The organism is Serratia sp. CY40230, assembly GCF_052168835.1.
In the GTDB taxonomy this organism is placed as follows: domain Bacteria; phylum Pseudomonadota; class Gammaproteobacteria; order Enterobacterales; family Enterobacteriaceae; genus Serratia; species Serratia nematodiphila.
Window position 1 is genome coordinate 1,284,632 of the sequence record NZ_JBJNLX010000001.1, and the last position, 12,199, is coordinate 1,296,830.

Consider the following 12,199-nt stretch of genomic DNA (forward strand, 5'->3'; position numbering starts at 1 on the left):
TGCCTAAGCGCCGCTTGATTGGCTGCGGCGCCCGCCAAGGCAAGAATTATCCGATATCATTCCCTAACCCCATGCCTGCGCAGGTTAAATTTGTCATTTAAGCCAAATCTGGCCTAGTATAGGTAGGCTAAATGCAATCACCATCAACAAGGTTTCTGCAAGGATATAGACGATGAAAGTATGGAATAAAGTGCTGTTGGCCTCCTTTATCGGGTTGTTGGTTGCCGGCTGTGATGACTCGTCCAAGGTTGACGCCAACCTGGATAAAGCCAAAGACAGCGCCGAGCAGATGAAAGACGCCGCCCAGAAAAAAGCGGACGATCTGACGGACAAGGCGAAAGCGACGGCGGATGAAATCAAAAAAGAGGCCGCCACGCAGGCTGACCAGCTGAAGGACAAAGCTTCGGCGATTAAAGATGAAGCCGCCAAGCAGGCGGACGCCATCACCAACGACGCCAAGGCCAAGGCCGCCGCGATCAAAGATGACGCCGGCAAGCAGAGCCAGCAGTTGGTGGATCAGGCCAAGGCCATCAAAAACGACGCCATCAACGGCGCCAACGATCTGACCGAGCAGGCCAAGGCCAAGACCGAAGCCATCAAGAACAGCGCCGAAAACAAAGCGCAAGAGTTGAAACAAGAGACCGATGCGGCGGTGAACGGCAATACTCAGACTCAGCCGGCCACCCAGCAGTAAGCTATTCTCAGCCACCAAAGAAAGGAGCAGTAAATGGGGATTATTTCCTGGATTATCTTCGGCCTGATCGCCGGTATTTTGGCTAAGTGGATCATGCCCGGCAAAGACGGCGGCGGCTTTATTCTGACCGTCGTGCTGGGGATCGTCGGCGCCGTGGTCGGCGGCTATATCAGCACCTTCTTCGGCTACGGCAAGGTTGACGGCTTCAACTTCGGCAGCTTCGTGGTGGCGGTTATCGGCGCCATCGTGGTGCTGTTCGTGTACCGCAAAATTCGCAGCTGAGGCGAATGCCATCAGTCAAAAGGGCAGCCCCATGGGCTGCCCTTTTCGTTACTTCTGCTCTGCCGGTTCGTCCGGCGCGTCGAGCACCTCTTCTTCCTTGCGGAACAGGCTGATGACCTTGAACAGCAGGCTCAAGCCAATGCCGACGATGGTCGCCAGCGCCATGCCTTTCAGCTCCGCCGCGCCGATATGCACCTTGGCGCCGCTCACGCCGATAATCAGGATCACCGAGGTTAAAATCAGGTTTTGCGCTTTGTTGTAGTCCACTTTGGACTCGATCAGCACGCGAATGCCCGAAGCGCCGATCACACCGTACAGCAGCAGCGAAACTCCGCCCATCACCGGCACCGGCACCGCCTGGATCGCCGCCGCCAGCTTGCCGATGCAGGACAACAGGATCGCCAGCACCGCCGCGCCGCCGATCACCCAGGTGCTGTAGACCTTGGTGATGGCCATCACGCCAATGTTCTCGCCGTAGGTGGTGTTCGGCGTGGAGCCGAAGAAGCCGGAGAATACCGTCGAGATGCCGTTGGCGAACATCGAGCGGTGCAGGCCCGGATCGCGGATCAGGTCTTTTTTCACGATGTTGGCGGTCACCACCAGGTGGCCGACGTGCTCGGCGATCACCACCAGCGCCGCCGGCAGAATGGTGAAGATGGCGAACCACTCAAAGCGCGGGGTGTAGAAGGTCGGCAGCGCGAACCAGTGCGCCTCGCGGATCGGAGTCAAATCCACCACGCCCATGAAGAACGACAGCGCATAACCCACCAGCACGCCGATCAGGATCGGGATAATCGCCAGGAAGCCGCGGAACAGCACCGAGCCGAGCACCGTGACCGCCAGCGTCACCAGCGAAATGGTGATGGTGGTCGAGTCGGCGCTGGCGCCTTCAGCCGGCAGCAGCCCCGCCATATTGGCCGCCACGCCCGCCAACTCCAGGCCAATGACGGCGACGATCGCCCCCATCGCCGCCGGCGGGAACATCACATCCAGCCAGCCGGTGCCGGCCTTTTTCACGATCAGCGCCACCAGGCAGAACAGCACGCCGCACATGATGAAACCGCCTAACGCCACTTCATAACCGAGCGGCAACAGCAGCAGCACCGGCGAGATAAACGCGAAGCTGGAACCGAGGTAAGCCGGGATCTTGCCTTTACAGATGAACAGATACAGCAGCGTGCCGATGCCGTTGAACAGCAGCACGGTCGCCGGGTTGATCTTGAACAGGATAGGCACCAGCACGGTGGCGCCGAACATGGCGAACAGGTGCTGGAAGCTGAGCGGAATGGTCTGGAGCAGCGGCGGGCGCTCGCTGACGCCGATGGCGCGACGGGTCATGTGTGTTTTTCCTCGGTTTATTGGTTTTATAGGTTTTAGTCAAAAAAAAGCCGACTCATTAAGTCGGCTCAAATGTTTACTTGGTACCAAATATCTTGTCGCCCGCATCGCCCAGGCCAGGCACGATATAACCCTTGTCGTTCAGACACTGATCGATGGAGGCGGTGTACAGCTCAACGTCCGGATGCGCTTTCTCCAGCGCGGCGATGCCTTCCGGCGCCGCAACCAGAACCAGCACCTTGATGCTATGGCAGCCGGCTTTCTTCAGCAGATCGATAGTGGCGATCATCGAACCGCCGGTGGCCAGCATCGGGTCGACGACCAGCGCCATGCGCTCTTCGATGTTGGAAACCAGCTTCTGGAAGTACGGCACCGGCTCCAGGGTTTCTTCATCGCGGTAAACGCCCACCACGCTGATGCGCGCGCTCGGCACGTGCTCCAGCACCCCTTCCATCATGCCCAGACCGGCGCGCAGGATTGGCACTACGGTAATCTTTTTCCCTTTGATCTGGTCCACTTCAACTGGCCCGCACCAGCCTTCGATGGTGACTTTTTCCGTCTCCAGATCGGCGGTCGCTTCATAGGTCAGTAAACTACCCACTTCTGAGGCCAGCTCACGGAAGCGTTTGGTGCTGATGTCATTTTCGCGCATCAGGCCAAGCTTGTGTTTTACCAGCGGGTGTTTCACCTCAACGATCTTCATCATTTTTCTCCTATTAAGGTGGTTGCGGCCAAAAAAATCGCGGGATTATACCTCCTTTTTTTCGCTGCGCCACCCACAATAGCCCGATCGGGATCAACAAAAGTTTGAATATCAGTATAGATGACGAAAAAGCGGAGCCGGTTCACAAGCCGCTCGCAAACGTTTGCCTGCGCTGTTAGAATTGCCGCGCCTTATTCCGGAATCAACATCGGAAGCACAGTTTTCAAACCGCAAACCGTCGTGGGGAATCGCGCAGTGACCGACAAAACCTCTCTCAGCTATAAAGACGCAGGTGTCGATATCGATGCAGGCAACGCATTGGTAGATCGCATCAAAGGTGTAGTTAAACAGACCCGTCGCCCGGAAGTGATGGGCGGTCTGGGCGGGTTTGGCGCCCTGTGTGCGTTGCCGCAGAAATACCGCGAGCCGGTGCTGGTTTCCGGTACCGACGGCGTGGGCACCAAGCTGCGTCTGGCGATGGATCTGAAACGCCACGACACCATCGGCATCGATCTGGTGGCGATGTGCGTCAACGATCTGGTGGTTCAGGGCGCCGAGCCGCTGTTCTTCCTCGACTACTACGCCACCGGCAAACTGGACGTAGACACTGCGGCCAGCGTGATCTCCGGCATCGCCGAAGGCTGCAAGCAGTCCGGCTGTGCGCTGGTGGGCGGCGAAACCGCTGAAATGCCGGGCATGTACCACGGCGAAGATTACGACGTGGCCGGTTTCTGCGTCGGCGTGGTCGAAAAATCCGAGATCATCGACGGCAGCAAAGTGCAGTCCGGCGATGCGCTGATCGCCCTGGGCGCTTCCGGCCCGCACTCCAACGGCTACTCGCTGGTGCGCAAGATCCTGGAAGTGAGCAACACCGAGCCGACCGCCACCCAGCTGGAAGGCAAACCGCTGGCCGACCACCTGCTGGCGCCGACCAAGATTTACGTGAAGTCCGTGCTGGAGCTGATCGAGAAGGCGGACGTCCACGCCATCGCTCACCTCACCGGCGGCGGCTTCTGGGAAAACATTCCGCGCGTGCTGCCGGAAGGCATGCAGGCGGTGATCGACGAAGCCAGCTGGCAGTGGCCGGCGGTGTTCACCTGGCTGCAGCAGGCCGGCAACGTCAGCCGTCATGAAATGTACCGCACCTTCAACTGCGGCGTAGGCATGGTCATCGCCCTGCCGGAAGCCGAAGTGGAAGCGGCCATCGCGCTGCTGACCGCGGCAGGTGAAAAAGCGTGGAAAATCGGTAAACTGACCGCCTCTTCCGACGAACAACAAGTGGTCATCAACTGATGAAAAAGATCGTGGTGTTGGTCTCCGGCCAGGGGAGCAATCTCCAGGCGCTGATTGACGCCTGCCAGCAGGGCCGCATCGCCGCCGAAATCGTGGCGGTGTTCAGCAATAAGGCGCAGGCTTACGGCCTGCAACGCGCCGAAGCGGCGGGCATCGCCGCCCAGGCGCTGGATGCCAAGGCCTACGCCGATCGCACGGCGTTCGACGCCGCGCTGGCGGACGCCATCGACCAGTACCAGCCCGATCTGGTGGTGCTGGCCGGCTATATGCGCATCCTCAGCCCGCAGTTCGTGCAGCGTTATGCCGGCCGCATGCTGAACATTCACCCTTCCCTGCTGCCGAAATACCCAGGGCTGCATACGCATCGTCAGGCCATCGACAACGGCGACAGCGAACACGGCACCTCGGTGCACTTCGTGACCGAACAGCTCGACGGCGGCCCGGTGATTTTGCAGGCCAAGGTGCCGATTTTCGCTGACGACGAAGAGGATGACGTGGTTGAACGGGTGCAAACCCAGGAACACACGATCTATCCGCTGGTGGTGAGCTGGTTCGTCGACGGCCGCCTGGCGATGCGCGACGGCGCCGCCTGGCTGGACGGCGAACGCCTGCCTGAGCAGGGTCACGCCGCCGACTGATGCGCGCAGCCTGAACCTTGCCTAAACGGCGCCCACGCGGCGCCGTTTTTTTTCGCCTTCATCCATTCTGTGAAGTTATACTTTGCACAATTTCACGGTACAGAGGAGCCCACATGTCCAGCACTGCCAGCGTCAGATTACGCCCATTGGAACGGGACGATCTGTCGTTCGTCCACCAGATGGACAACAATGCCAGCGTTATGCGCTATTGGTTTGAAGAACCCTATGAAGCCTTTGTCGAGCTTTCCGATCTCTACGACAAACACATCCACGATCAGAGCGAGCGCCGCTTTATCATCGAGCACGAAGGCGCCAAGGTCGGCCTGGTGGAGCTGGTGGAGATCGATCACATCCACCGCCGCGCAGAATTCCAGATCATCATCGATCCTGCCCACCAGGGCAAAGGCTACGCCAGCACCGCCGCCCGGCTGGCGATGGACTACGGCTTCTCGGTGCTGAACCTGTACAAACTGTACCTGATCGTCGACAAGGAGAACCCGAAGGCGATCCACATCTACAGCAAGCTGGGCTTCAACGTGGAAGGCGAGCTGATCGACGAGTTCTTCGTCAACGGCGAATACCGCACCGTGCTGCGCATGTGCATTTTCCAGCCGCAATATCTGGCGAAGTTCAAAACGCCCAATGATAAGCCGCTGGTGAAGTGACGCTTAGCGAGAAAAAGAGAAAACCCGCCCAGGCGGGTTTTTTATTGGGAAATAAGCGACTAGTATTAATGGATGCTATTTTATCGTCAGGAAATAATCTGATGAATACGAAAGTAAATAATATCCCTCAAGATAATTAATCGAAAAATAATTAATAGTAAGAATTACCCTCTACCTCTACAAAGGAAAAATGCCATGACGACCGTCTCAAACCTGCTGCTTTTTATCGGTCTGGCGATGATCGCCATCGCCGCCGGCCTGAATACCTATAGCGGCTACGCGCCTGCAGATCCCAATAGTACCCCGCTGTTTTCCCCGCTCTGGTGGACGCGCTGGTTCCCGCTCTATGCCTCGGGGGCTGCGTTGCTGCTGGTGGGGGTGGTGCTGCGGGTTACGGGGCGGGGACGATAAAAATAGAAAACGGCTCCGAAGAGCCGTTCTCATTAAATCTCACATTTTCACCGAAAAATCTGTAGCCTGACAAAGGTGTTTTTTCTCAGTAAAAATCTTGGTCTATAAGCCCTTCTGATTTCAAAATAGATAAGAACCGAACATATGCTTTCTCATCATATTCAAGCACATCATCCAATAGATTCTCGTCAATAAGAGAATGATGAAAAATCCCATGATCATAATAAACAAACTGCCCCTCCAATCGAGGATCAACAACAGTTACTGAATCCATATTAATTGCCGTCAACCCACCACTATTTCTCGGCAAACCCAAAACTACTGTTTGTGAGTTGAACTCGACCCAGTAAATAGCAAACACATTGATCTCTTTACCATCTTTCATTTGAACTATCATGGCTTTTTACCTTCATTCAATGAGGGGCCGGGTTGAATAGTACTACGTTTGGGCGAGGTTATCTTCATATCATACGCCTTGCCTGTGTTCGAGTTGAACTGATAATGAATGCTTATTGTACTTCCATCAGGCAAATAATGCGTTGCATCCATTTTCTGGAATCCTGCTTCAACCGGGAAACGAGAGTCATTATTCAATCCTTTCAGTGGGGTTCCGTGCTCTGGGTTGTTTCTCACTATATTCCAAAGAACTTGCTCATTTAAATCGCGTGGTGAAATAACTTGTATCCCTTTCGCCGTAGATATCCCCTCAGCATCTTTGATTAACTTCTGCGTCTGTTGGCTTAGACCAACGAGATTGGGCGATTTAAATGCAGCCTTCTCAGCTGCCTTAATGGTGTTGGTGGTCACCTTAACACCCAGCTTACCTGCGCCGGCGGCCCCAGCAAACAACCCTAGCCCAGCCATCGTCAGTTTGCCGAACTCCAGACCTGCACCAAAAGCGCCATCCACGCCGGCATGTTCGTACTTCGTCTTGAATGTCTCGACCCGACCCAAGTATTCCTGTTTCACACTTTCGCCAATAATCGAGAAGCGTTCATCGTTCTTTATCAGAGCTATTAATGCATCCGCTGCCTCGCGTGGATTGCTGGCCACGGCGACTAAACCATCCACCGTATCGCTGATTTCAACCGGGATGCCCGAGACTACACCCGCCGCAAAGGCGCCATCCTGGGTGTGGCTCGTTATTCCCCAGTTCGCCAACACCACCGCTTTATCAAGCGGCGATTTCGCGGCCGCCAAATCCTTCTCCATCAATTCTTGTTGTTTGTGGCTGAGATAGTTGTATCGGAACGCATTCTCACCCCCGGTGGCGCCGCTATAAGCACCATCAGACTTGCCGGTAAAGACTGCGCCTGCGGCTGCGCCCAGCACTCGTGCCATCTGCGCCTGCTGTTCCGATTTCTTCTGCCACTCCTCCGGCTTGATGATATTGTCGCCCAATATCACCCCGGCCAGCTCCGCCGCCAGCGCCCCTGCCGCCGCACCCTTGGCATTGCCTTTGCCGATTTCTGCGGCCACGCCCGCCAGAACGGCATGGCTTACGGCCCGGCCCGGTATATCGAGAACCTGGCCGTTATCCCCAATCAGATTGGCGCCCTCGGCCTGAACCTGGTTACCGATGTTCGCCAGCAGCGCATTGGTCAGGTTGTCCTTGAAGCTGCCGCCATTAATGGCGGTATTCAGGCTGGAGCTGATGACCGATTGCCCGGCCACCCGCTGCGCCACCTTGCTCCAGTCGCCGTTGCTCAGCTGCGGCAGTTTGACGTTGTTTGGATTGAGCGGTTTGCCCGCCGCGTCCTTGCTCCAGCCCATCGCGCTGTCGAAGCCGTTGAGCGCGCCGCCGATCGCCATCGCCGTGGCGGTCGCTTTGACGTTTTCATTGCTGCCCAGCGCCTGCAGGGTTTTCGACAGGTTGCCCTGGTTCTCCACCAGCGCCACCGCCGCCTGGGAGGCCAGCGAAGACATACCAGCGGTGACTGCGCCGCTGGTTACCGCCCCGCCGCCCACGGCGCCGGAAACGCTGGAGGCTGCCGTAGCCGCCAGTGAACTGCCAGCGGTCACCGCTGCGGCCGCGATGGCGATCACCGCCGCCACCGCCGGGTTCAGGTGCTGGCTCTTGTAATCCCAGCTGTCGTAGGCGTCCTTGACCTTGCTCCACTGCACGTCGTTGCGCTTGTTCAGATCTTTGACCCAGGTGGTGCCCGGCGTATTGCCCAGCGCGTCGATGGCGCTTTGCAGCGCCTGACCGTTTTTCACCTTCACATCGGCGTTGACGCCCTTGGCGGCCTCTACGGTCAAGGCACCACCGGTATGAATGCTCGGCAACACCCACTTATTGTCTTCGTACCCTTTATTGGCCTGCTTGATAAAGAAGCCCTTCGAATTGCTGACGGCCTGTTCGAAAGAGGTGTTTTTCACCGCGCGGAAGTTAACCTGACCACGGGAGCTGGTCAGGCGCGCGTTTTGCCCGGCGGCGATTTTGCTGGCTTCATAGGTGCTGTCGTCGCGGCTCATCAGCGTGATATTGCCGGCGGCGGTAAACTCGGTAACCTTGTTGGTCACGTCATGGCGGGTCTGCTTAACCTCGGTTTTCTTGCCCCACCATTTGCGCTTGGTTTCCTTTTTCTCGTAGTGGCTGGACTCCTCCATCGCCTGGCCGTAGAGATAGCCACCCTTGGCAGCAATATCCATATTTCCGACACGCATGGCTTCGGCCTGATTATGGGCGTCGACCTGCGCTTTTTGTTTGGCTTCGTCAATGCCTTTGCTTTGGGCTTCCTGACGCAGGGCAACGAGACGTTGCTGCGACTCATCCCGTTCGCGCGTTGCCTGCACTGTCTGCGAGCCAGCCTGGTTAATAGTGTTGTTGGCCGAGTCCAGTGCAATCTTGGCCTGTTGCACTGCGTGCTTTGCGTTCACCAATCTTGCCGCTATCTCCGACTCAATATTGTGCTGTTCGTCGGTATATCCGCAACATGGGAACTTGGGTGGGTTATCCCATCGCCGTTGGGCTTCAGCTCTTTCGGCTACAGCCGCGTTGTAAGCATTTTGCAGTATGGCAAGTTGGCCTTGAGCCTGGCTTTTGCGACTGTCCGCATCGTTGATACGTTGCTGCGCTGCATTCACCGCCTGCTCCGCCGCCGCTATCCGACTCCCCCAATCCGTCACCGCTACCGATGGTTTCCAGTTCGCCCCTAATCCTTTAACCACCAGCTTGGTCGCCTGGAACAAAATACTGCCGCCGGAAATCACCGTCATAAGGCCGCCAGCATTCAGCTCGGTCCCTTGCTGGGTGCGGGTTTCGGTAAATTCGTTGCCGCCCTCGCGGTAAGTGTGGTTTTGCACCGCCTCGAAGCGCATATCGCCGCCGGAGGTTAGCGTCATGTTAGCGCCGGAGGTCAGACTGGCGCCGTAAGTCAGCAGTTGGTTATTCGCCGACGCGGTCAGGTTTTTCCCGGCGCTGAGCGTAGTGACCACATGGCGGTCGTCTTTGTTGTTGTCGTTGGCGGCATCAATGGCGGAATAGGCGACATTCGATAACCATAGATTCTGCCCGGCCAGCAGCGTGATGTTGCCGTTAGCGGAAAGTGCGCCGCCCTGGGTGCCGATGTCGCGGGCCGAGTTAATCAGCAAATTGCCGCCGGCGTGTACCCGGCTGCCCAGTTCAGGCGTGCGGGACACAGGGAAAAGCGCATTGAATCGGCCGTCAAGCTCACGGTAGTTAAGATCGGCGTTATGGGCGGCTAACAGCGTAACGTCCTTGTCCGCATTAATCTTGGTGCCGCGTAGCGCCAGATAGCCACCGCTATTGAGCAGCACCGAACCCGTTGCCCTCATTTGGCCACTGGCCAACAGTTGGTTGAAGTATTCTTGCCGTTTAGCCGGAGAAACCGGTCCCCCCAATAGCGGCCCCTCCAACAACGCGCTGTTTTTGACGATTGCAATGCTGCCGTTAGCCGTCATGGCGATATTTCGGCTTTGTGGCGCCAACAGCGTATTCAGCAACGTAATGGTGCTGCCAGCCGTGAGAGACAAATCGCGTGCAGCCTCAAGGCTGCCCAACCAGCGAGAACCGTCAGGGCGGAAGTAGTGAGGTTTCTCACTGGAATGTATTTTTATCTCACCGTTTTTGGCGTTTAACGTGACGTCCTGCCCTTTCAGCTCACTTTGCCACGCGTCGATAGTGTTGACTGCCGTCAGAGACAGCTCTTTTCCGGCGGCCAAAATGCCTTGCCCAAGAACAATTCGATCTTCGGCAATCGCGGTGATATTGCCGTCAGCACGAATCGCATCAGTGCCGACGATGTTTTTGGCATGCAGCAGAACATTCCGCGCCTTAAGCGACTCAGGTCTGCCGGAGGAGACCACTTCATTCAGCTGATTTTCATGAGGCGTCGGCGTACTGATTTCTATCTTATTTTTAAAATCCGCAGTGAGATTATTACCGGCGGTAATCGATGATTTTTGCTGCCCCTTTGCTTGCCAGACAACAAGCTCCTGCTGCTTGGTATAAGGGGCTTTTTCCGTGACATACAGCAGATCCCAATCTCCGGGAGGCGCATCTTCGTCACGGGCAAACTCCCCAACGCCAAACGTGTTCGTTCCCAGGCGCCAGTACCGATCTTTCTGACCGAGTTGAATGCTCTTGACGGTAAAATCATTCCCCGTCAGGATTAGATCTTTGGCCGCGCTGATATTCGACTGATCGTTCCATAGCGTTGTCGCGTTGATATAAGCGTTGTTGCCTGAATTTATCACTCCCGGCGCCTGTGATTTCACCAAGAGATACTCGTCTTTCCCCACATTAACCTTGTCGCCTTTCGACAGGTTGATTTCGCCAAACCAACTGCCGATGCCAAAGTCCTTCAGTTCAGGTTCCAACAGCACAATAGCGTCAACACCTTGCCGTGAGTCGTAATAACTTCCCACCAAGGATTTATTGAATGCTTTGGAGTTACCGGGGGTACTTTTCCAAACGGCTTGAACCTCTTGCCTCACATTGTTCAAACTCTCCGTGCGTATCACCAAGTCGCCGCTGTTGGTCAGGATTTTCGCCGAACGGTTCTCGACAGATTTAGCCTTGTTGCCCTGCGCATCCTTTTGGATCCACATATTTTTATTGGCGTGCAGCTTGGCATTTTCCCCGGCGTTGCGGATGTGGTCGCCGAAGATGCGCATATCGCCGCTGGTGCTGGTTTGCCCGTCATTCACCAGCGTCGTTGTCGCTAACGTGGCGTTACCGTCCGCCTGCACGATAGTGCCCGGCGTAATGTGCAATCCCTTGGCGCTGACATTGAGGTCCCCCTTGCTGTGCGTAGTGCCGTTAAGCACCAGGTTGCCATTAACGCTCAGCGTAATATCCCGCTGCTTGCTGGTGAGGTCTTTCAGGTTCACCCCTACTCCATCCTCATTGGCCACCAGGCGGATTTTGTTGGCGTACATGCCGCCCAGCGCCTTGGTATCCACCGCCAGCACAGGTTTTGCGCCTTCACCGGCGATCGGTTTGATGCTGCCGTCCTTGAAGCTGATGCGGTTGGCGCCCTGGGTCAGCGACAGATTTTGCGCATTGATTTTGCCGTTCAGCTCGGTGGCGCGGCTGATGATATCGACGTAGTCGGCGCCGCTGCCGTCCAGCCCTTTACCGCCGATGGTGACACCGCCTTTTTTCACCTCCAGCGCTTCCAGCGCGCCCTGCTTGTCGAACTGCGGTTTGCCGGTGGTCAACGTCACGCCCGGCGCATTGATAAAGCCGCAGCCGTCGCAGGTGATGCCATTCGGGTTGGCGATCATCACGTTGGCCTTGTTGCCGAATACCTCGAGTTTGCCCTGCAGCTCGGAACGACTGCCGCCGATCACCTCATTGATGATCAACTCCGCCGGTTTTCCCTTCAGGTAGGTGTTGCCCTGCGCGCTGTAGATCTCCACGCCCAGCTGCGTTTTGCCACCGTGCGTGGCGTTATTCAACACGGCGCCCTGTGGCCCAACGTTGAAATCTTTATAGGTGTTGTGCGAGATGCCTGCACCGTTCGGCGTGGCGATATTCACCACCGGTACGTTACCCGGCTTGATAACCACCTGCGTATTGCCGTTGGCGGCGGTGATACCGGCAGCGAACGCCGGGTGCAACGGCTGGAAAGCCGTCAGGTAGATCAGCAAATAGCTGGCGCCCCGCGCCAACGGAGGGTTGAGCTTATCCATATTCATTCCTTCGAAA

Annotated in this window: 10 protein-coding genes; 6 read left to right on the top strand and 4 right to left on the bottom strand. The window is 56.7% G+C overall.

Translation table 11 applies throughout. The annotated features are described in order from the left end of the window. Positions 1–172: 172 nt before the first annotated feature. Together ACJ8IJ_RS06110 and ACJ8IJ_RS06115 are read left to right on the top strand one after the other, a co-directional pair. On the top strand, positions 173–694 hold the full coding sequence (locus ACJ8IJ_RS06110) for a hypothetical protein (RefSeq protein ID WP_004941652.1): 522 nt from the start codon (positions 173–175) through the stop codon (positions 692–694). A 33-nt stretch (positions 695–727) separates the two neighbouring features. Further along, positions 728–976 (top strand): GlsB/YeaQ/YmgE family stress response membrane protein, encoded by a 249-nt coding sequence (locus tag ACJ8IJ_RS06115; RefSeq protein WP_004941647.1) that lies wholly within the window; start codon positions 728–730, stop codon positions 974–976. A 48-nt stretch (positions 977–1,024) separates the two neighbouring features. On the opposite strand, the gene uraA is transcribed toward ACJ8IJ_RS06115, so the two are convergent. Both uraA and upp read right to left on the bottom strand, forming a co-directional pair. Continuing rightward, entirely contained in the window at positions 1,025–2,314 is a 1,290-nt protein-coding gene (uraA, locus tag ACJ8IJ_RS06120) for a uracil permease (protein ID WP_004941645.1), read from the bottom strand. Positions 2,315–2,390: 76 nt separating this feature from the next. After that, positions 2,391–3,017, bottom strand: coding sequence for a uracil phosphoribosyltransferase (gene upp / locus ACJ8IJ_RS06125; protein WP_004941642.1), 627 nt, complete (start codon positions 3,015–3,017; stop codon positions 2,391–2,393). Between the two features lie 255 nt (positions 3,018–3,272). On the opposite strand from upp, the gene purM reads away from it, so the two are divergent. From purM to ACJ8IJ_RS06145, 4 genes are all read left to right on the top strand, one after another. Continuing rightward, positions 3,273–4,310 carry a phosphoribosylformylglycinamidine cyclo-ligase gene (gene purM / locus ACJ8IJ_RS06130; RefSeq protein WP_442518352.1) on the top strand — a complete coding sequence of 346 codons (1,038 nt, stop codon included), beginning with the start codon at positions 3,273–3,275 and terminating at the stop codon, positions 4,308–4,310. Continuing rightward, entirely contained in the window at positions 4,310–4,948 is a 639-nt protein-coding gene (purN, locus tag ACJ8IJ_RS06135) for a phosphoribosylglycinamide formyltransferase (protein WP_004941635.1), read from the top strand. Before purM ends, purN begins: the two co-directional genes overlap by 1 nt. Positions 4,949–5,061: 113 nt before the next feature. Next, complete coding sequence (speG, locus tag ACJ8IJ_RS06140) at positions 5,062–5,613, top strand: spermidine N1-acetyltransferase (protein ID WP_004941631.1); 552 nt, start codon at positions 5,062–5,064, stop codon at positions 5,611–5,613. Between the two features lie 195 nt (positions 5,614–5,808). After that, positions 5,809–6,024 (top strand): hypothetical protein, encoded by a 216-nt coding sequence (locus ACJ8IJ_RS06145; protein WP_004941628.1) that lies wholly within the window; start codon positions 5,809–5,811, stop codon positions 6,022–6,024. An 85-nt stretch (positions 6,025–6,109) separates the two neighbouring features. On the opposite strand, the gene ACJ8IJ_RS06150 is transcribed toward ACJ8IJ_RS06145, so the two are convergent. Together ACJ8IJ_RS06150 and ACJ8IJ_RS06155 are read right to left on the bottom strand one after the other, a co-directional pair. Continuing rightward, complete coding sequence (locus tag ACJ8IJ_RS06150) at positions 6,110–6,409, bottom strand: hypothetical protein (protein WP_241766758.1); 300 nt, start codon at positions 6,407–6,409, stop codon at positions 6,110–6,112. 8 nt (positions 6,410–6,417) lie between these two features. Next, positions 6,418–12,183: a DUF637 domain-containing protein gene (locus ACJ8IJ_RS06155; protein WP_442518353.1), complete on the bottom strand. Its 5,766-nt coding sequence runs from the start codon at positions 12,181–12,183 to the stop codon at positions 6,418–6,420. Positions 12,184–12,199: the final 16 nt, after the last annotated feature.